This window comes from Rickettsia asiatica, from assembly GCF_007989425.1.
Taxonomy (GTDB): Bacteria; Pseudomonadota; Alphaproteobacteria; order Rickettsiales; family Rickettsiaceae; genus Rickettsia; species Rickettsia helvetica.
The window spans coordinates 815,742-837,360 of record NZ_AP019563.1 but is presented as its reverse complement, the minus strand read 5'-3'; the positions used below and the strand labels follow the sequence as shown (position 1 = coordinate 837,360).

The following is a 21,619-nucleotide window of genomic DNA, read 5'->3' as shown; positions in this document are numbered from 1 at the left end:
AGCAATCTCAGGCAAATTCTTGAGATTGCCACGCGATCAAAGATCGCTCGCAATGACGGTTTTGGTTTCACACAACACCCCCCTAGCTTCCTCAGAATCCCCCGTATATACTATATTCTTATACCCTAGTTTGATTGCAGTAAATAAAGCGGCGTGATCTTCTCCTACATTTACGGTAAGATCTAAAACTTTTTCCGGAAATGCTTTACTTAAAGTTTTAAACATATAATCAATTGCTAGCATACCGTAATATTTTACGCTAGAGGCATGATTTGTTAATATCAGCTGCTCTTCTATACTAGATAAAAAATTACGTGCTTCTTCCAAATTTCTTATTTCATAAACTATACTCATTTGATTATCTCTGTTAGGTCCTTTAAATGTGAGATGGAAGATATAAAGTCATAAGTTAAATTTTCAAGTTTAGAGCAGATAATCTTATTAAACCCAAGCTTTACGGCTTCTTTTATTCTTGTTTCTGCTTTTGCAGTTTTTCTTATTTCACCCGATAAGCTTATTTCGCCGAAAAATACGCTATGTTCGGGTACAGGTTTGCCGGTTGCGGCAGATATTAAGCTCGCTGCTACTGCTAAATCAGAAGCAGGATCGGCAATTTTAAGTCCCCCCGCAATGCTTAAATATACCTCATAATTAGCAAGATTAAGTCCTATCCTACTACTAAGCACGGCAAGGATCATTGATAACCTATTAGCATCCCAGCCCACCGCAGAGCATCTAGGAGTTACCATATTTGAGGGTACTATGAGAGCTTGTACTTCCATAAGTAAAGGTCTTGAACCTTCGATCCCTGCAAAAATAGACATACCTATAACGTTCTGCTCTCGCTTCATTAAAAATAGTTCAGACGGATTTGTTACTTCAATAAGCCCGCTGCCGCTCATCTCAAATACTCCTATTTCACCCACACTGCCAAAACGATTTTTATATGAGCGTAAAATACGGAAATGATTATTATGATCTCCCTCAAAATATAATACGGTATCAACTAAATGTTCAAGTATCTTAGGACCTGCTAGCTGTCCGTCTTTAGTTACGTGACAGCTTAATAAAATAATTATATTGTTTTGCTTAGCATAATTAACAAGCTCATTTGCACATGTACGAATTTGCGAAACAGTACCTGGAGGCGAGGATAATTCTTTTGTGGTAATTGTTTGAATAGAATCAATCACTACTAAATCAATATTATTCTTATTTGTTTCTATACTTGCAATAATACCTTCCAAATTAGTAGCTGCTAAAATATCGGTATTATAGTTAGTTAGATTTAGCCTTATGGCCCTTAATTTTATTTGGTCTAACGATTCTTCGCCCGTTATATATAAGCAATTCATCTTTGATGCAAAGTTACTTGCTGCTAGTTGTAGTAACAAAGTAGATTTGCCTATACCCGGGTTTCCTCCTATTAATATAGCAGAACCAAGCACTAAACCCCCGCCAAGCACTCTATTTAATTCACCTATAGGAGTAGGGATACGTAACTGCTCTACGTGACCTGAAAGCTTATCGAAATCTTGCTTGTTACCTGTTTTAACAATTGCTTTATTTGAACTTACTATCTCTTCAACAATACTACCCCATACACTGCAATCAAAGCACTGCCCCGACCATTTAGGACTAATATTCCCACAGTTAGAACATATGTAATGCTTTTTGTCTTTACTCATGTTTGTTTTTTAAGGTCTTGTTACGTGGTTCTATGTCATTCCCGCGAAAGCAGGAATGGACAATACTCTACTGTTAGAATGCCTAATGATTTTTCACAGTATAATAAATTAATAGGCTAATTTCAATTTAAGAATTTTAGAAGACGTTTTATTTTTTGAAACTATACACCTAGGATAACTAACAGCAAATTAGCTAAGTAATCTGCTATTAATTGTTTACCTTACAATTCAGGATTCTCTACTGTTTCTATGCCTAAAATTGACATTTCAGTGGTCTTGAAAGAATCTGTAAGATTTTGATTAATATCTAAACCTATTATTTTAGCAAGATTTAGTTGGTCTTTTTCATTAACATTAATATCTTGATGAGAAAGTAGCATTTTAACTATTTCAGGTTTATCATTACTACTGGCTGAATGTAGAGACGTGTATCCACATTTATTTTTTTCATTAATTGATATCAGGATGAGATTTAACTATTTCAGTTTATCATTTAAAGTAGCTAAATATAAAATAGTAAGTTCTTCTTCATTTTTTTTCATTAATCTTTAATATTCAATATATAATTGAATATTTCTGTATTATCAAAATTAGATGCTAAAGAATTAATTAAAACTTCAGAAGAAAGATTACTCGTTTCTTCTTCTACTAATCTTTGGATTATATTTTTTATTTGATGAAAAGCAGCTGTATGGAAAAGCTCTTTACCTAAGGCTTGTACATTTATAAAAGGCAAAAGGTCATCTAGGTAGGCTTTCATTGAGTGTTAATAATAACTTACATGCTAATTTGTTTGTTGTTAAGCAATTCTAAAATATTGTCTCCTAATAAATCTATTGCCTTCTTGTATGGTAACTCCATTAATTCTTTTAGACCTTGCAAAGAATTATCAGGGTAAAAGTTACGAGCGTTCTCGAATAGCTTTTTAACTAAAAAAATATTTTCCTCATTAGCTAAATTACTACATTCTCCTAATGTATTTAGTAATTCATAGTTACTTAAATATGGCTCTATTTCCTCTTTTATTACTATCCCATCTTTTACTAACTTATGTTCTTCAACATTAGTTATTTCTTTTTCACCTCTTAAATCATTTTGCTGTTTTTGTAAGTTTTGTATATTTTGTTTATTAAGATTTTCAAGAGATAGTTTATATTCATTAATTATCTCTATTTTTTCTTCAAAAGAAGCTGTTTGATACATAAAAAATATTTTTCTTCTAACTCTTGTATTTGGACCTATATCGCTTAAAATTTTACTTTCTATTAACTTTACAGCTTGCTCGTATATACTTCTTTGTTCTTCTTTAGTAAAATTTTTTGTATATCCTTTATTTAACTCTATTATTTATTAAATCTATTTCTTCATCTAATTCCGGATAATCATTGCTTTTTTGAATAAAACCTGTAGCTGCTAACTGTTCTGCGATATATTTGATAGCCGCTTCTTGCTTATTATATTCTAATGGAAATATGTTTTTTAAATCTAATTCAATTAGGGAATAAATTTCTTGCGAAGCTACTCCAGGATCTTTTCTTTTCATATTACTAATTTATTAAAATTTTTTTGCATATTTTAATAAAAAACTTCTTAATTTATCAATAAATTATGAATTAGTTACATTAAGCTATAGATGGAAGATGTATAGTTTATCAGGTTAAGTTTGGTAAAAAATCAGAATAAAGGAGGAGTAAAAAATTAAAGATATTTCAAAACTAGTAGTTTAGTATTACCATATAGTTTTTCGCGTATAATTTCAATATTTTCATCTAAAACATATTCATCTGTTTTAGCCATCTCAATAACTATAATAGTACCGTCTTTAAGCCAGTTATTTTTTATCAGCAATTTCATTACTTTAGGCACTATATCTTTATGATAAGGGGGGTCGATAAATACAAGATCAAAAGCTTTATTAGCTTTTGGTAGATTTAAGGCATTAATATTAACGAAATTAACATTATTTTCAATGTTTAGAGATTTAGCAAATCCTTCTGCTATTTTTAATGAGGATGTATCAATATCAATTAAGGTAGCAAAACCTGCTCCTCTTGATAGGCTCTCAAAAGCAAGGCTACCACTACCGGCAAATAAATCGAGAATGTAGGTATTTTCGTTAAATAATTTATTACCGGTAAACTCACCGGAGGTTAATATACTAAATATTGCCTCTTTGAGCTTACCTGTGGAAGGTCGATATTTGATATTTTTAGCGGTAGGTATAATTTGGTTTCTATATTTACCGGATATTATTTTTAACACTTATTTAGTTATATGCTTCTTTTGTTGACCTTGATTTTTTTGTTCGTCTTTTATTTTTTTGGCAAATCCTTTGCCTTTAGTGTTAGGCTTAAATTTTGCTGCGAATGTATTAGATTTTATTTGTTGTTTTTCTATAGTTTTATCTTTCTTTTCTTTTATTTCTACTTTTGGCGTTTCTTGGTTTAAATTATTTTGTGCTTGTTTTAAAATATCTTGTTCTTTAGCTTTATCAATATTATTATTTACATTATTTAAATTTTCTTCCCTGTCTTTAGATTTTTCTGTCTCAGCTTTTTGTCTTGCTTGTTGTTTTTCTGTTACTAATTCATCAATATTTTCAGGAGGCGGTGAGATATATTTATCTATACTGCTAGTCAAATTTTCAAATGATTTTTGAATATTGCGTAAAGGTTTTTGGGTAAATTTATAAGTTCCGGTAGCGACTAGCCCTCCGGCCAAAATACCTGCTCCCAGAATGACAGCTTTAGTAATAAGAGCCGTGCCGGTGACTAATAACACAGGCATTGCTATGAAAGGTGCAGCTGCTACTGCAAGCCCCGCTACTACGGCAAGCCCTACTAAAAATTTTTTACTTGCTAAGAAATTTGTTACGCTGCTAATTCCTGATATAGTACTTTTAGCAAGTTTTGTACAAAGCTGTCCTACTCCGGTTTTCAGAAACCAACCGCTTTTCTCTCTTGCATGAATTTTATCTTGTAATTTAGCATGTTCGTTAACATTGACAGATGTTTTTTTACCGTCTTTATCTTGATGCTCTAAATTCCCTTTAGCCTCACCTTTAGTATCATACATCTTTGTAGCATCGTCGATTTTTGCTTTATCAAAAGCTGTTCCTTCTTTATTAATTCCAGCTAGATTTGCTGCTTTTAGATTCGCTTGTTTTAGATTTGCTTCTTTAAATATAGCCTCGGCTGCTTCCATTGCTTGCATATCAGCATTTTCCAACACTGCTTTAGTGAAATCGGCTTTAGTAAGATCGGCACGCTGCATAATTGCATTTTTAAAGTTAGCTTCCTTAGCATTAATATTTTTAGCAATAGCATCTGAAATATTTAATCCTTCAGCTTCTGCTTTTTCTAAAGTAGCGTTACTTAACTTAGCAAACTGTGTAGTTGCATTAGTAAGCGTAGCATTTGTAAGATCGGCATATTCAAGATTTGCTTTATCAAGCTTTGCTTTTGTTAAATCAGCGTTCTTAAGTTTAACACGCTGCATTATAGCTTCTCTTAAGTCAGCTTCTTTTAAAGATAGTATATGTTCAAATTCAGCATCGCTAAAATAGGCATTCCTTGCAGTTATGCCTTGCATGTTACATTGCTCTTTGAATTTTGCTTCTAACGCATGTGCGTTATTCATAAAAGCATTTTCAAGATTAGTAGAAACGATATTTGCTTGCTCTAGAAGTGCGTTATTTAAAACTACTCCCTGCATTTGAACTCTTTGCATATCTGCATAAGCAAGCGATATACCGGTAAGATTAGAATTTTTCCATTCTGAATCTTTAATAATTAACTTTTCGGCATCAGCATTAACCATCATAACCGCATTAAATTTGCTATTTGTTATCTCTGCTTCAGATAAATCTACTTTAGGCATGTAGTTTCTCGACATATCACTATTTTCAATTTTGCTATTTTTAAGATCAGCAAAAAGAAATCCTGCGTTACGTGCGGTAACATTTTGAAAAACGGCATTTTGTAAATTAGCTCCTTCAAAATTAGTAAAATCTAAATTACAATTTGAGATTTTAATATTCTCTAAGTTGGCTGAAGCAAATAATGTATTCTTCAGGTTAAGATTAGTAAGAGTTTTACCTGATAAATTAATTTCTGAAAGATCAGGAACTATATTTAAATCTTCTGAAAGGTTTTTTTGCTTTCTAACAAATGCGGTAAAAGATAATTTTGTGTCAGATTGTTTTGCTGCTTCAGTCAAATATAGATCAAATTCAGCAGAAGTTAATTTTATATATTCTTTCGGTATATCTCGTGTTTCTGAACTTGAACCTATAACATATGAAGGATCCAGTTTTACTTGTATTTTTTCGTCTTTTAGCTGCTCAAAAATACCATCTAAACCCTTACCACAGAACATTCTAAGATTATCTAAAGCATGTACTTCAGTTTCTAATTTATTTACTTCATGCTGTAACTTATTGATTTTTCCTAGTTCATTTTGTCGGTTTTGAGCAATAGTTTCTGTACTATTCCAAAAGGCATTTAAAAGATTGGTAGCAATCCCAGGATTATCTAAGTTTTGCTTTAGAGTTTCTAACTCTTCTTGCTTAGTCTTTAGCTCTTTTGATTTGACTTCCCATAAAGTTTTTTCGTCTTCCCCAGCTAAAATATATTTCTTTTTGTTTGTAACTTTATCTATAACTATTTCTTTGATACGTTCTTTTTCTAAATCTTTATCTATATATTTATTTAATCTTTCAAGATCTGAAAAAGATAGTTTTATATCTCGTATTTTATCTTTTAGATTAGGAATTTTATAGTTATCATAATCATAATCTTTATAATTAAAATCTGTGTAATGAAGATTTGCTCCTCTAAAGTCAGTACCGATAAATGTACAATCATTAAATTCTACATTTGTTAAATCCGAATCACATAATATGGTATTTGCTAAGTCACAATTATTAAATACAGCATCTGTTAGTATTGTACCTTGCAAATTAGCATTTGCTAAATCTGTGTTAATTTCCATATTTTCTAAACTAGTAATGATAATTTTATCATTATCTTCAGCGAAATATTTATTTTTGATAAAATCATTTAGTGAAACATTAGAGTTATCTTTTATATAACCAAGATAATCGTTTAAGTCTTTTTCTTCACATTTATATATATTAAGATTTGTCATATGTTTTTATATGATTAGTTAAAATGCGTGAGTAATAACATATTACTAATTATTTTTCCAGTATTTTATTATTTATTTCTTTATAATCTCCAGGTTTTAGATTATCTATTGTAAAACTACCATATTGAACTCTAATTAATTTGTTAACTTTTAGTCCAAAATACTCGAATATTCTTCTAATTTCACGATTTTTTCCTTCAAATAAAACTACTTCAAACCAAGAATTACTCTTATTTTGCTTAAGTAATTTCACCGAATGAGGATTATAAAATATACCGTCAATTTCTAAATTTTTATAATTGCTTTTTAGTAGAATATTAGGATTCCCGTATGCCCTAACATGATATACTCGCTTTAACCTACTTGAGGGTAGCTCAAACTGACGAGCTAAATCACCGCTATTAGTTAGTAATAACAAACCTTCGCTATTTAAATCCAGTCTTCCTATTGAAATTACACGAGGTAAACCGGTTAAATCCTCAAACACGGTTTTACGAGATAAAGGGTCTTTATGAGTGGTAATTAAACCGACAGGCTTGTAATAAATCCAAAGCCTTGGTTTTTGCGATTGATTGATTAATATGCCTGATACTTCAATTTGATTACTAATATCAACGTTTATAGCCGGTGATAAAATTGTAATGCCGTCTACTTTTACCTGCCTTTCAGCTATCAGCTTTTCGGCATCACGCCTAGAACAAACTCCTGCATTACTAATTATTTTGGCTAATCTATGCATTTTTAAATATAATACAATTTCTTATTATTTCCAAACTTCGCTTCTAGAGGTAATTTATACGTCGATCCGGTACTCGAATCCTCACGTATGTCCCTATACGCTGCGGTTCTGCGTTCCGTGTCTCCTTTAAATTCCTCTCTATAAGCTGGTGTGGAAAGATGTCTAATAAGAAATATATAAAAATACCCTTAAAAAGCAATATTAATAATTTATGTCAAATTATTAATATAATTATATTATGCTGTTACATATATTTTAATAAAATTATACGAATGTTAATTTTACTTATCAAAACTTTTTATTCTTTAAAATTCTTATCTTCTTTTTTTAGTTGATTTTCTTTTTAGCAAAAATTAAGTCTTTTTCTTTAATCCAAACTTCATTAAATTATGCAAAAACTTATTGGTTCAATCCTGTTAATTTCAGGTACTTGTATAGGTAGCGGTATGATAGCACTACCCATGGTATTAGCAAAATTAGGTATAATACCTAGTATAATTTATACTTCTGTAATTAATTTAGAGCTTAATCTTCAAGCAGGTAAAGGCTTAACACTCGGGATGCTTGGAAAATATTTTTCAGGACATACTGCTCAAATCATCGGCACGGTAAGCTTTAAGCTCCTTTCATATGCTTTACTTGCAGTATTTATATATGGAGGCTCTTCAATATTACAGAAGTTATTAGCTTTAAATATAAGTATAACTTATATAGGAGCATGGTATATTATTATTACCTCTAAAGTTAGTAGATTATATAAATCGGGTGCTATTTATCGGATTACTTATAATAATTGCAATTTTAGTTATTGGACTTGTTTCCATGATTCAGTGAGATAATTTACCTTTATTCTCACCAAATTATAAAGAAATATCTATATGAGGTGTAGTAACTCCAGTAGTCTTTACTTCATTTGGTTTCCAAGTAATCTTCCATACCTTAACTAATTATTGTAACAAAAATGCTAAAGACGGCATTTTTATTTGGAAGCTTAATTCCTGCAATAGTATATATAATTTGGACTTGTAGTATTCTTATTGTAGTATATCATAATAATCCAACATTTTACCAATAAATGATTACAAGTAATGTAGAAGTCGGAGATTTAATTAAGTAATATAGCAAAATGGCAGTCCATGCAATGATTAGTTTGGATAATTTCAACTCTTGCTATCGCCACATCAATACTCGGAGTAGGAGGGCTATGTGATTCCCTTAAAACTATGTTTATGAATTCGATACCGAATTTAGTAATTCATAACATGACCGCTTCTATTGTTACTATATTACCGGCTTATATTGTAGCAATAGTAGTATCGAATGCTTTTATTACAATTTTAGGATTTGCCGGTATGATTCTTGTAATAATTGCAATTTTATTACCGGTTTATCTGTTATATAAAGCAAAGATAAATAAGTTTTATTATCCTGAATTACAAAAACAATATCTAATTATTATATGCGTAATTGTCGGAATGCTTATAATGGGCTATGAACTTGTTAATATATTAGCTAAATAATAATAAAGCTATTTATTATTGCTTTATAAATACAAATATTGTAATATTGGAAAATAGGAATTTTGTAAATATAAATATTATGATAATAGGAAATAATATAGAAACAATCAAACACGTAGGGAATAATGGGCAAATATCCTTGGGGAAGAAATATGCAGGAAAACAGATACAAGTTTTAACCTTAAGTGATGGTACTATAATAATAAAGCCTGGTAGGTTTATTCCTGATAATGAGATGTGGCTTTATAGGCACAACAATAATGAGATGCTTGATAAAGCAATAAAATGGGTAGAAAAAAATAAAAGACGTGAAAATTTTGATGAAATATTAGAATCTATAAAGCATGACTAAAATATTATTAGATATGAACTATCCTGCTTTTCAAGAACAGTTATTTAGTTTAGAAAAGATAGCACAACATGCATTACTTGCTACCTTAAAAAAAATTAAACAATTAAATTGGGATCAATTATATAAGGATAAAGGTATAAGGTGGGAATTAATTACTTCTAAAATAACTTCAAAAGGTAATAATATTTATTCGTTTAGATTTTCTCAAAAATATCGTGGTACTGCTTATAGAGATGGGAACTATTTTGTATTAATGGCAATATTTACCGATCACGACAGTGCTTATAATTAAACAGTGACCGTTCACGGGTGTTGCGTGGCTTATTATTCCTCTCTGTCATCCCGTGATTTATTCATGGGATCCAGTAAAACATATAAAAATAAATTTTTATATGTTTATTTTGTTAAACATGTAGTGTGAGTAACAATGTTGAAGTTATTTTTTCTGGACCCCGTGGTCAAGCCACGGAGTGACAGTGAAAAATCCGTGAACACTCACATTAAGCAGAGTTAAAAGTTCTTTTCTCCAAATTGCCAAATTTAGAATATTGACTATCATAATAAAGCGGAACATTTCCAACCGGTCCGTTACGATGTTTTGCAACAATTATATCGGCAATATTATATACTTTGTTGAGCTTATCTAACCATTCGGCATGTTTAGCGTCGCCTGCCGCCGGTTCTTTTCTCGTTAAATAATATTCTTCACGATAAATAAACATTACTATATCAGCATCCTGTTCTATAGTTCCCGATTCTCGAAGATCGGATAGCATAGGTTTTTTATCCTCACGTAGTTCTACCGCTCTTGAAAGCTGAGATAACGCAATAACCGGAATATTTAACTCTTTTGCTATTGCTTTTAAACCTTGGGTTATTTCTGAAATCTCGCTAACTCTATTTTCGGATTTACTTACTCCTCTAATTAATTGTAAATAATCGATAAATAATATACCGAGATTATGCTTGCGTTTCATTCTTCTAGCTCTTGTTCTTATAGCGGAAATAGATAGAGCAGGGGTATCATCGATAAAAAATTGTAATTCCGATAAAGTATTTGCTTCCTTGTGAAGACGGTTATATTGTTCTTCACCTAGAATCCCCGTACGAAGAGAAGTAGAATCAATTTCTGCACACATTGAAAGTAGACGTGTGGTTAGCTGTTCTGAGGACATTTCTAAAGAGAAAAAACCTACCGACTGAATTTCTTGATTATCCCTGATATTTTTAAGACGCATATTATTACAGGCGTTAAGTGCAAGATTTATAGCAAATGCCGTTTTACCCATCGACGGACGTCCTGCGAGAATTATAAGATCGGAATTATGAAAGCCGAATAATTTATTGTCTAGATCAATCAAACCGGTAGATATGCCGATTACATGATCGTTATTTTTCATGGCCCTATTAATACTAGCTAGTGACTCTGAAATAGATATACCGATTTTGATAAAACTTTTTTCATTTAAGCCTTCGCTAGCTAAATCATAAAGTTTAGCTTCGGCATGTTCAATCTGTTCCTTTGCTTCAACTTCTAATGAAGAACTGTAAGCATTATTTACTACTTCTTCACCGATATTTATTAAATTACGCTTTATGGCTAAATCATATATTATTTTACCGTAATCAACCGGATTTATTACCATCATTGACATAGTTATCAATTTTGCTAAATACTCTGCTCCTTCTATTTCTTGAAATAGTTCATCTTGAGTTAACATACTACGTAAAGTAATAGGGGTAGCTATCAGCCCTTTTTCAGTAATTTTCTCAATTACGTTATAGATTTTTTGATGAATAGGTTCAAAAAAATGTTCATCACGTAAAAATTCCGATACGTAATTTAGTAATTCGTTATTGGTTAGAATTGCTCCAAGTAGCATTTGCTCTGCCTGAACATTTGAGGGTAAAACTCTTGGTATAGGAATATCTGCTTCTTCGTTAGCAGCTATATTTTTGTCATTATTTATTTTATTACGTGCCATTTTGTTTGTTAAAGTTTATTGGGGGTTGAAAAGTATACAGTGTCATACCGTGGCTTGACCACGGTATCTTCAGGACACAGTAAGTGACACAAGACCCCGTGGTCAAGCCACAGGGTGACATTTTGGTTATCTTAAACACTACCCCAGCGTTTAATTAAATTAGTTTCAATATCAAAAAAATCTAAAACTCTACTAATAGAATGATTCACTATATCATCTATACTCGCAGGATTATTATAAAAAGCCGGCACGGGTGGTGCTATTATGCCGCCGTAACTCGCTACTTTTAACATATTTTCTAAATGTCCGATATGCAAAGGAGTTTCACGGGTCATTAAAATAAGTTTTCTTCTATCTTTAAGTACCACGCCTGCCGCTCTACTAATTAAACTATCTTCCATTGAGTGAGCGATACTTGCTAAGGTCTTCATGCTACAAGGGGCTATTATCATGCCTGAAGTTTTAAAAGAGCCGCTTGAGATAGTAGCACCTAAATCTTTATCATCATAATAATAATTTGCTAGTAGCTTAACTTCATCTATAGAATATTTAGTTTCGATTTTTATAGTAAGAGCTGCTCCCTCTGAAATAACCAAATGAGTTTCGATATTTTGTTGCTTTAGTACTTCAAGCAAACGAATACCGTATATTGCTCCTGAAGCTCCGGAAATTGCTATAACAATTTTTTTCATCTAAATTTCTACAATCTGTTAGTTTTAGTATATAATAAAAAAAAAAATATAAAATACATTATATATGCGAATAGCAAAAATATTATTACCGGTAGCAAAATTATTTCCGCTAGATTATTTAATACCTGAAGATTTAGAGCTAAATATCGGCGATCTTGTTGTAGTGCCTTTTAGAAATAAGGAATTAACCGGCATAGTATGGGAGCTTGCTTCAAATTCCAAGGCAAAAAAAATAAAAACTATTAGAGCGAAAGTACCGTTAAATTTAAATATTACTTTAGAAGTTTTAGAATTAATTAAATGGATGAGTAGCTACTATATGTCAGAACTTGGGAGCATAGCCAAGTTAGTATTACCTATAGATATTGCTGAAAAACCGATTAAAGTTAAAGAGCAGAAAGTAAATAATAACTTTGTGCTACCTGATTTGTCAGAAGAGCAGAAACAAGCAGTAACAGTTTTAAATGAAAGTAATAAGCCAACACTTGTTAAAGGTGTTACGGGATCAGGTAAAACGGAAATATATTTTCATCTAATAGCAGATTACTTAGCAAAAGGTAAACAAGTGCTTGTTATGCTGCCTGAAATTGCCTTAAGTACACAAATTATTAATCGATTTATAGAGCGATTCGGTTTTGAACCTATCATATGGAACTCAAGCGTTACTAAAGCTCAAAAGAAAATGATTTTAAGAGGTATATTAAGTAATAAAATTCAAGTAGTAATCGGGGCTAGAAGTAGTTTGTTTTTACCTTTTAAAAATCTCGGTTTGGTGGTTATAGATGAAGAGCATGACGATTCTTATAAACAAGATGACGGTATATTATATAATGCTAGGGATACGGCTATCGTAAGAGGTACATTTGATAAAGCACAAATTGTTTTGTGTTCGGCAACACCGTCTATTGAAACGATGTATAATATAGAAATAGGTAAATATCAATTGGTTACATTGGTTAATAGATATAAAAATGTCGATTTGCCAAATATAGAAATAATCGACATGACTAAAGAAAAGCTACCTAAGAATTCCTATTTATCCAAGATTCTTATAGGAGCTATCAAAGATAATTTAGATAATAAAAAGCAAGTATTATTATTTCTTAATAGGCGTGGTTATGCTCCGCTAATGCTCTGCAAAGCTTGCGGTTACAGATTTACCTGCAAATATTGTTCTTCTTGGATGGTGGTACATAAAGCAACTAAAAAACTTGAATGTCACCATTGCGGTTATCAAAGTAAAATTTTTAATTCTTGTCCTGAATGTCTAAAAGATGAAACATTAACTATCTGTGGTCCAGGAATAGAAAGAATAGAGGAAGAAGCAAAGGCACTTTTTCCTGAGAGTAAAATTGCGATGATAAGTAAAGATCATGCTAAAAATCCTGAAAAAATAGCCCGACTTCTACATCAAATGGAAAATTTAGAAATTGATATTTTAATAGGCACACAAATAATAACAAAAGGTTATCATTTTCCGAATCTTACTTTAGTTGGAGTAATAGATGCCGATCTTGGGAGCAATAACGCCGATCTTAGAGCATCTGAGCGAACTTTCCAGCTACTAAATCAAGTAGGCGGTAGAGCAGGGAGGGGCGATAGTAAAGGTGTGGTATATTTACAAAGTTATTATCCCGATAATATAATTTTTAGTTATGTTAAAGCCGGTGATGAAGATAGTTTTTTTGCAAATGAACTTGAAATAAGAAAATCAGCAGATATGCCGCCATTTTCCAAAACGGCATCGGTAATTTTATCAGGTTCCAGTGAGTCTAAAATTGTAGAGATTGCTAAGAATATGGTCCGAATTGCACCAAAAGCAAACGTGAAAATTTTAGGACCAGCAAGCTCATTAATGTCAAAGCTCGCCGGTAAATATCGTTACCGGATACTTATTATAGCCGATAAGAAATTTAATTTGCAGAAATATTTAAAATTTTGGCTAAGTCTTATAAAAATTCCTTCTTTTTGCCATCTAAAAATAGATATCGATCCTAAAAGTTTTTATTAGCTTCTATATCTTTCTCCTTTATTCTTCGACGGTGGAATATTAGATGAATGAGGAGAGGGATTAGTAAGAGATTTTTGTATTTCTGCTATAGCTTTTTTAGTATTTTGAGTAGAATTTTTTATAGCATCTTTATAAAAAGCAGCTTTAACTTTATTGCCGGTAAAAGAATATTTTATAAAATTACCAATATTTTTCCAAATAGGATTATTATCCATTTTTGTAGTTTCTTCACACCATTTACTTACCTCTTGCAGTTTTGCTTCAACTTTAGCTGTAGTAGCTAGATTATGTTTATTATCATCATAAATCTGAATAATATTATTTACTTTTTCTTTAAATTCAATGTGTTTTCTACTTTGTTTCAAATAAGCTATTATATCATCATTGTTTACTAATTCTCTAAGGTTATCAATTATATCAGATAATTTAGGTGGTTCAGGTAATTTATAATGTTGATTGATTTTCTCAAATTTATCTTTATGTGGATGATTCTTTATTAGATCATCTTCTATAAAAGAAATAAACTCTTTTTGAGGTACTCCTACTTGTTTTATTAGCCGTCCTAATGATTGTTCATAAGCTTTAACAGTAACGTCAAGACGCTTCCCAGCCATAGAATTGCTTAATTCTATATAGCGGCTAAATTCCGGAATAAAAGCATCTTTGGTATCAATATTATGATCTTTAAAAAATTTCTCCATTTTTTCTTGTACGGTTAAATTAGATTGTTTTTTATGCGTTTCTTCCGGTACTTTTGTTTGTTCCGGAGCCGGTTTTGAAAGAATAACAGGCTTTTGGGTTTCAACTTGCGGAGATTGGGTATTGACAAATATATCAAGTGCTTGGGAATGTATAGTTAAATCAGTCTGTTTTTTATGTGCCTCGTTCCATGCCTTTATTTGCTCAGAAGTAGGTTTTGGAGGAACAGCCGGTTTTGTATTTTTTGGTGGGTTATTTGACATATTTGATTTTTTTTCCCACTCTTGTATTCTATCTTTTACTGATTTTGGAATATTATCTTGTGCCATATTAAACTCCTATATTTATTTACATAATTAAACCATATTTTTATTTTCGTTAGTTTGCTTAAATTTTTTATAAATTGCAAGCAAAATTTCTTTTTGTAATGCAATATTTTTACTATAGGATAGTTAGGTTATATATTAGAATCCAAGTTATTAACTAAAATGAGATATGAATTTTATGTACCCCCTTATTAGACTTAGAAGAAATAGAAAAGCTTTTTGGCTTAGAGAGTTAATAGCCGAAAGTAATTTATCGGTTAGTGATTTAGTGTTGCCTTTATTTGTTGTTGAAGGACATAATGAAAGGCAAGAAATTAAGACTATGCCCGGTATATATCGTTTATCGATCGATCAAATAGTAGAAACGGCAAAAGAAGCAGCAGAGCTTGGTATTAATACTATTGCATTATTTCCTAGTATTGATCAAAGTCTAAAAAGTGAAAATGCCGACGAAGCTTATAATTTAGATAATTTAATATGCAGAACTATTAGAAGCATCAAAAACGCTAATATTGATATCGGTATAATATGCGATGTAGCACTTGATCCTTATACCACGCATTCGCATGACGGTATTGTGCATCACGGGGAAGTTGACAATGATAGATCAGTAAGAGCCTTGTGTAATCAAGCATTAGTACTAGCAAAAGCCGGAGTAGATATTGTTGCACCTTCTGATATGATGGATGGAAGAATCGGGGCAATAAGGGCATATCTTGACAAAGAGGGGTTTATAAATGTTGGAATTCTTGCTTATACTGCTAAATATGCTTCAAGCTTTTACGGTCCGTTTCGTGATGCAGTTAGGAGTAACAAAAAGAATTATTTAGATAAATCAAGCTATCAAATGGATGTGCGTAATATTAAGGAAGCAATGCTTGAGATTGAGCATGATATAGCAGAGGGAGCCGATATGGTAATGGTTAAACCAGGTATGCCGTTTTTGGATGTTATTCGTGAAGCAGCAAATAATTTTAATGCTAAAATTTTTGCATATCAGGTTAGCGGAGAATACGCAATGTTAAAATTTGCAGCCGAAGCAGGGGCAATTGACTGGGAGAGAGCTGTGATCGAATCATTAATTAGCTTTAAACGAGCAGGAGCAACTGCTATATTTACCTATGCAGCTCTTGAAGTAGCTGAAATATTAAAGAACAATAAAATTAAGTAGAAAACGGCTTCTGTCCTTGATATAAAATGAATGATATGTTTTATAATTATATCAAAATTATCAATTTTATATAAATCATTATAAAGAGGCGAGGATGACGCAAAATAAGAAATCAGTATTTAAAGGTTGGAATTTTTTAAAACCTAAAGGAGGCGGAGCTAATGAGGCAGGAGAGCATGGCGGCGTATATCAAAGCTCAGACGGTAAAATTACGGCGATGATAAAAAAAGAGGCTTCAAGCTCAAAAAATATAGCCGAGTTTTTAGGATCTCAAATTTTTGAAGCTATAAGTCCCGGAAATGGAGCAAAGGTTAATTTAATTGCTCCTGATGATTTTAATAAATCTAAAGCCGTTGATTCGCAAATATATGTCAAATCTGAATTTTTTGAGAATTATAGTAGCGATATGTATGTGGACATGGATAAACATATGTCTGCTAAAACTAAACCGAGTTCTTGGTTTAGAAAGGACGGCGGTAGACCGCTTTTTATAGGGGCTAGAAATAAATTATTTAGAACCTTAGAAAATGCTTTTAAGGAAATTAAGTATCAGAACTTTGAAAACATTATGCCGGCAAGTTTATTGATAGGCGATTTTGATATGCATGTTGGAAATATAGGAGTTATCAGAGATCAAAAAAATCCAAAAACTTTACCTAAATTAGTAAGAATTGATTTTGCCAGTAGTTTTGATAATTTAACAAATAATATCTATCCGCATTCAAGAGCCAAACATTTGCCTGGATTCGGTCCTACTAACCATTTTAGAGAATTTCCCTCTAGTTTAAGAACAAAAAATCCTAATTTTGCTGATAGCTTACTTGTAGTTTCTAAAATTGATTTAAGCAAAACTATTGATAAAAGTTTTGATGAATTAACTAAATATTATAGTAATGAAGCAATTGCAGAATTTGCAAAACAAGCAATGCCCAAGAAATTTAATAACAAAAAACCTAAAGAAATAATGCCTGAAGAAATTAAGGCTAGTTTAATAGATACAATGAAAAAAAGGCAAGAATCCTTAAAGGAATACGGCTTAGAAATTAAAATAAATAGTTTAATTTCTAAAAAATATAGTTTTCCTTATTATGAAGTGAAAGAGCAAGGATTAAAAACATTAATGAAAGAATATCCTGATTATTTTGAGAAAATGCTTAATTATGAAGAAAGAAAAAAAGGAGGACAAAAACTTAAATTAAGAAATAAAGTTACTACTAATTTTGCAAGAATTTTAGAAATACTTGGTATTAGAGATAGTGCGAAAAAACATTTAATAAAGACAATAAAAAGTTTAAATGAAGATATTAAAAATGAAAGAAATTTAGCTGGTTCTTCTGATAAAATAAAGAAAGAACCAGAACAAAAATCGGTAAAGACAAATATAGATGTAAACAGAGAATATGTAGATGCTCTAGAAAAATTCAAGAAAGAAGTCGGAACGGATGATATTGTTAGTGTTACTCCAAGTCAATTAGGTTTAGCTAAAAAAGCTAAAAAGAAAGATCAAGATTTATTAAAATTAGATGAAGAAGATCTAAAACATATAAAGAATCTAAAAGAAAAGGTTATGAAGCCGCAAGTTACTATCCCTAGTGTTGTTAATAAAAAGTCTACACCATCTAAAACGAGATAATAAATGAACCAAGCAACAAGAAGCCTACAACTAAGTAATGAATCAGTAAAAGCCCATATTGCATAGGCAGCTTAATTATCTCAATCTTTTTAGAAAAATACATGGCTTTTACTACTTTAAGATAATAAAAAGCAGCAACTATACTGGTAAAAATACCACAATAAGCTAATGCGAATTCTTCTTGATTGATTGCTTGGTAAAAAAGGTAATATTTACCGAAAAATCCTGTAAGAGGAGGGATTCCAATCATTGAAAACATAACTATGCTAATTACGGCAGCTATAGTTTTATGGTTCTCTGCAATTCCTTGTATAGTTTTAAAACTAGCTTTATCGGCGTCTTTACCGAGCAGCATAATTAAGCAAGTAAAAAATCCTATACTTCCTACTGCATATATTAGAATATATAGTAAAGCTGCTTTATATCCTTCTTGATTATGCAGAAGAACGCCGATTAATACATAACCGATATTTAAAATAGTACTATAAGCCATTAATCTTTTTAGAGAAGTTTGACGAATAGCTCTAAAAGCTCCAAACAGCATAGATAATATAGCAATTATCTTTATTAAATTATAATTAATAGGGTGGTAGTTACCTATAATTAATTTGCTAATATTTAATAAAACAATAACCATACCTATTTTTGAGGCAGTGGTGAAATAAGTAACCGAAGTAATCGGTGATCCTTCATATACGTCAGGGACCCAAAAATGAAGTGGAACGCTTGAGAGTTTAAAGAAAATACTACTTAAAAATAATACAATACCAATTATTAAACCAAGATTCATCCCAGAATTATCATTTAGTTTATATAAGATATCCTCAAATTGTAGGCTTCCGCCGAATCCGTATATAAAAGAAATACCAAATAATGATAAACAACTAACTAAACTACCTAAGATAAAATATTTTAAAGCACCTTCCGATGATTTAATATCATTTAATTTGAATCCTGCAAGTGCATATGAAGTTAAAGCAGTAAGCTCCATACCGCAGAATAATAATAGAAAATTCCGTGATGAAATTGCAACAAAAATACCTACGACTGATAATAATATTAAAGTAATAAATTCAAACTTTAATTCCTCAGCAACAAGAATAGAGTAATCACGGTATATAATCATGGATATAATAGTGAATAGTAGCACTATGCTTTTACTAATACCGATATTTATTCCGGTAGCAAATGAGTACCATACTCCTTCATAGCTTGAGTACTTAAAGGTAAGAAAAATTGATAATATGCATAATAAAATAATGATATTAGAAATAATTCTATTTTTATTTGGTATCATTACGGCAAAAAACTGCCCTAAAAGTGCTATTAAAGTCAAAGTTATTTCAGGAAGTAGCAGTAGCATATAAAACTAATGTTATTGATGGAAATATAGATATTAGTAAATAAATCATTTTTTATCAACAAACTTATATATAATATTGAACTTTAATACTACCTGTAATTAAAATTATTTTCTTCGTAAAATTATATTATGCAAAAAAAAGCCTAAACATGATGAGATTGTACGTAGTGCATTTGAAAACCCTATAGTTGCTAAAGAGTTTTTTGAAATGCATTTACCGCCACATATATAAAGATATGGAAAAGGATAGTTTTGTAGAGCCTAATCTTAAGAAATCTATATCGGATATTTTATTTTCTGCTAAATTTAATAGTGAAGATGGCTATTTATTTTTATTGTTAGAACATCAAAGTAAACCTGATTATTCCACAGTTCAAGTAAAAAATGTTATAAATTATTGATTAATGCTTCTTCTAATTTAGATTCAACTAATTGATAAGATTCCGGTAAACCTAAAAATTCTAATATTGACTTTCTCTCATAATTTCTATAGCAGACTTCGTATCCTGTGCAAATATATTATTACCGGCTATTAAAATCCCTATGGCTAATATTTTAAATATTCGTTTCATACTTTTATATTTCATAACTAATAAATGCTAATTTTTTTGAGTATATAATTTCTTATATATTAATAATTATTAATTGCAATAAATAAAAAATAAATTATTAATTAACTTTAAATTACTTGAAAAAGACTTAAGTTTCACAATTTATTGATAATTATTTTAGTTTACTCTAATTAGGCTCTAAAGTTTTTAGCAGGGATAGTAAATAATGATAATAATCAAGAGTTAATAGAAATATTTTGGGAAGCTACAACTTACAACATTAACGATATATTAGAGCTAGGGATTGAAAGAAAGATTATATTATTAATGCATCTACTAACTCAAAGCAAAATTAATGAGAAATTTGATGATAGAATACTAAATCTAACATAAATCCAAAATTTAATGGATGAGATCGTACTAAAAGATATTACAATTTGGGAACAACATATAAATAGACAGCGGATATTTATCAGAAAAAATAATTAAAACAGTAAATGAGAAATTACGAAAAAGAAAATCTGCATTTCAAGAATTAAAAGCATCTGTAGGAATAATAGCAGGCTTAGCAAATAGAAATGAATGGGGCAGTAAAACTAAAGTTTATGAAAAATTAAGGATATTCGGTTGCAGAAGATATTATTACAAAAATTAGCACAAATATTAGACGAAACAATAGATAAAACAGTATTCTAAAACAGTTTAATACAATTGTCAAATAGTTGGAATATTGCGTTCTCAGAAGAATTAGAGCAATATGTAAATCAAGTATTCACTAAAATAATAAGTACTAAACCTACTTTAGATAAAATAGTACTAAATTACGCAAATTATAGTATTTTAGATGAAGCAGTAAAAGCAATGCCCGCTCCTGAAGTATTTAATTTTGTGAAAGAGCTACTCATAAATTCTAACTATAGTGGTATCATGTATGTAATTATTAACATTTTGCCTAAGATGATAGAAGCAATGACTATTCAAGAAGCCACTCTTTTTTTTTAAAAAATTACTTATAAATCTTGACTATGATGTTAAGCATGCAGCTATTGTAAACTTGTCTAAAACAGTAAAAGTACCAAAGATTAGAGGCTCATGAAATTAAGATAGATAGTCACAATAAAACACTAAAAGATAGTGGAACAATATAAAAAGCAGAAATTAATAGAGAAATTAAAAGTTTAACACAAGAAAGCCCATTATTATACGATTACTGTAATACATTTTATGGGAATATAGACAATATTATAAAAGCTTGCCGTATTGCTGAAACTAAAATATTTAAAAATAATATTAATGAGAAAGAGGCTATAATAAAAATATTGTCGAAAAGTCTAGATTTAATAACGAAAGGTCTCTTAACAGATGTGTTAAAAGATTTGGCTTGCAGTATAGTAGAAGCAAGGCATGAGAGAAAGCGTGGAAATGAAGTAATTAGTATAAATGATTATTATTCGCAATAAAATTGGAATGGAAGATTTAGATGATAGTTTAAAGAAAATAGCTATTAATAAAACGCAAGAACGTAGAAACGAAATAATAAATCTCCAAAAAATACATGTATCAAATTCTTGTTCCCCGAAATCTCAACCTAAAATACAAAAATTAGGTAATGTGGTTAAAGAATTTGTGTTTCCTAAAGCTTTAAAAAGACATGATATGGATAATTTAACTGTGCAGCTAGCTTTAAAGATTCTATTTCATTTATCGAATCTTTATATACAAACCGTGATGATATATTGAA

Annotated in this window: 18 protein-coding genes and 4 pseudogenes; 10 read left to right on the top strand and 12 right to left on the bottom strand. The window is 30.5% G+C overall.

Annotated features, from left to right (window positions below):
• Positions 1-36: 36 nt before the first annotated feature.
• The 8 genes and pseudogenes from RAS_RS04890 to RAS_RS04850 form a co-directional block, all read right to left on the bottom strand.
• Positions 37-354 (bottom strand): hypothetical protein, encoded by a 318-nt coding sequence (locus tag RAS_RS04890; protein WP_147142882.1) that lies wholly within the window; start codon positions 352-354, stop codon positions 37-39.
• On the bottom strand, positions 351-1,688 hold the full coding sequence (gene radA / locus RAS_RS04885) for a DNA repair protein RadA (protein ID WP_147142879.1): 1,338 nt from the start codon (positions 1,686-1,688) through the stop codon (positions 351-353). The genes RAS_RS04890 and radA overlap by 4 nt, the downstream gene beginning before the upstream one ends.
• Positions 1,689-1,909: 221 nt before the next feature.
• Positions 1,910-2,143, bottom strand: coding sequence for an ankyrin repeat domain-containing protein (locus RAS_RS09850; RefSeq protein ID WP_269473023.1), 234 nt, complete (start codon positions 2,141-2,143; stop codon positions 1,910-1,912).
• A 92-nt stretch (positions 2,144-2,235) separates the two neighbouring features.
• Positions 2,236-2,720, bottom strand: a pseudogene (locus tag RAS_RS11095) (hypothetical protein); the annotation flags it as partial.
• A gap of 298 nt (positions 2,721-3,018) precedes the next feature.
• Positions 3,019-3,231, bottom strand: a complete 213-nt coding sequence (locus RAS_RS04865; RefSeq protein ID WP_147142866.1) for a hypothetical protein — start codon at positions 3,229-3,231, stop codon at positions 3,019-3,021.
• A gap of 155 nt (positions 3,232-3,386) precedes the next feature.
• Complete coding sequence (gene rsmD / locus RAS_RS04860; protein ID WP_010422196.1) at positions 3,387-3,950, bottom strand: 16S rRNA (guanine(966)-N(2))-methyltransferase RsmD; 564 nt, start codon at positions 3,948-3,950, stop codon at positions 3,387-3,389.
• Between the two features lie 4 nt (positions 3,951-3,954).
• Positions 3,955-6,836 (bottom strand): annotated as a pseudogene (locus RAS_RS04855) (pentapeptide repeat-containing protein).
• A gap of 49 nt (positions 6,837-6,885) precedes the next feature.
• On the bottom strand, positions 6,886-7,575 hold the full coding sequence (locus RAS_RS04850) for a pseudouridine synthase (RefSeq protein WP_147142860.1): 690 nt from the start codon (positions 7,573-7,575) through the stop codon (positions 6,886-6,888).
• A 389-nt stretch (positions 7,576-7,964) separates the two neighbouring features.
• Between RAS_RS04850 and RAS_RS09845 the strand changes: the two genes are divergently transcribed.
• The 4 genes and pseudogenes from RAS_RS09845 to RAS_RS04810 all read left to right on the top strand — a co-directional run bounded on the left by RAS_RS09845 (position 7,965) and on the right by RAS_RS04810 (position 9,739).
• The gene (locus RAS_RS09845) at positions 7,965-8,414 is read left to right on the top strand and encodes an aromatic amino acid transport family protein (RefSeq protein WP_232049142.1); all 450 of its coding nucleotides are present in this window, start codon (positions 7,965-7,967) and stop codon (positions 8,412-8,414) included.
• Between the two features lie 345 nt (positions 8,415-8,759).
• Positions 8,760-8,990, top strand: a pseudogene (locus RAS_RS04820) (aromatic amino acid transport family protein); the annotation flags it as partial.
• 184 nt (positions 8,991-9,174) lie between these two features.
• On the top strand, positions 9,175-9,447 hold the full coding sequence (locus tag RAS_RS04815; protein ID WP_147142851.1) for a hypothetical protein: 273 nt from the start codon (positions 9,175-9,177) through the stop codon (positions 9,445-9,447).
• On the top strand, positions 9,440-9,739 hold the full coding sequence (locus RAS_RS04810) for a hypothetical protein (protein WP_147142848.1): 300 nt from the start codon (positions 9,440-9,442) through the stop codon (positions 9,737-9,739). The genes RAS_RS04815 and RAS_RS04810 overlap by 8 nt, the downstream gene beginning before the upstream one ends.
• Positions 9,740-9,947: 208 nt before the next feature.
• Here the strand turns inward: RAS_RS04810 and RAS_RS04800 are convergent, their stop codons facing one another.
• Both RAS_RS04800 and RAS_RS04795 read right to left on the bottom strand, forming a co-directional pair.
• Complete coding sequence (locus RAS_RS04800) at positions 9,948-11,432, bottom strand: replicative DNA helicase (RefSeq protein WP_147142846.1); 1,485 nt, start codon at positions 11,430-11,432, stop codon at positions 9,948-9,950.
• Positions 11,433-11,563: 131 nt separating this feature from the next.
• Entirely contained in the window at positions 11,564-12,124 is a 561-nt protein-coding gene (locus RAS_RS04795; protein ID WP_010422212.1) for a UbiX family flavin prenyltransferase, read from the bottom strand.
• A gap of 64 nt (positions 12,125-12,188) precedes the next feature.
• On the opposite strand from RAS_RS04795, the gene RAS_RS04790 reads away from it, so the two are divergent.
• Positions 12,189-14,135, top strand: a complete 1,947-nt coding sequence (locus RAS_RS04790; protein WP_147142843.1) for a primosomal protein N' — start codon at positions 12,189-12,191, stop codon at positions 14,133-14,135.
• On the opposite strand, the gene RAS_RS04785 is transcribed toward RAS_RS04790, so the two are convergent.
• Positions 14,132-15,163: a hypothetical protein gene (locus RAS_RS04785; protein WP_147142840.1), complete on the bottom strand. Its 1,032-nt coding sequence runs from the start codon at positions 15,161-15,163 to the stop codon at positions 14,132-14,134. The two genes, RAS_RS04790 and RAS_RS04785, sit on opposite strands and share 4 nt — an antisense overlap.
• A gap of 175 nt (positions 15,164-15,338) precedes the next feature.
• Between RAS_RS04785 and hemB the strand changes: the two genes are divergently transcribed.
• Together hemB and RAS_RS04775 are read left to right on the top strand one after the other, a co-directional pair.
• On the top strand, positions 15,339-16,331 hold the full coding sequence (gene hemB, locus RAS_RS04780) for a porphobilinogen synthase (RefSeq protein WP_147142837.1): 993 nt from the start codon (positions 15,339-15,341) through the stop codon (positions 16,329-16,331).
• Positions 16,332-16,425: 94 nt separating this feature from the next.
• Positions 16,426-17,964 carry a hypothetical protein gene (locus tag RAS_RS04775; RefSeq protein WP_147142835.1) on the top strand — a complete coding sequence of 513 codons (1,539 nt, stop codon included), beginning with the start codon at positions 16,426-16,428 and terminating at the stop codon, positions 17,962-17,964.
• Here the strand turns inward: RAS_RS04775 and nuoN are convergent.
• Positions 17,951-19,327, bottom strand: a complete 1,377-nt coding sequence (gene nuoN / locus RAS_RS04770) for an NADH-quinone oxidoreductase subunit NuoN (RefSeq protein ID WP_147142832.1) — start codon at positions 19,325-19,327, stop codon at positions 17,951-17,953. The genes RAS_RS04775 and nuoN overlap by 14 nt on opposite strands.
• 124 nt (positions 19,328-19,451) lie before the next feature.
• Between nuoN and RAS_RS04765 the strand changes: the two are divergent.
• From RAS_RS04765 to RAS_RS04745, 3 genes and pseudogenes are all read left to right on the top strand, one after another.
• Positions 19,452-19,692: pseudogene (locus RAS_RS04765) on the top strand (Rpn family recombination-promoting nuclease/putative transposase); the annotation flags it as partial.
• An 897-nt stretch (positions 19,693-20,589) separates the two neighbouring features.
• A complete protein-coding gene (locus tag RAS_RS04755; RefSeq protein ID WP_147141986.1) occupies positions 20,590-20,880 on the top strand; it encodes a hypothetical protein in 291 nt (96 codons plus the stop codon).
• A gap of 438 nt (positions 20,881-21,318) precedes the next feature.
• Positions 21,319-21,618, top strand: coding sequence for a hypothetical protein (locus RAS_RS04745; protein WP_172616111.1), 300 nt, complete (start codon positions 21,319-21,321; stop codon positions 21,616-21,618).
• Position 21,619 lies beyond the last annotated feature (1 nt).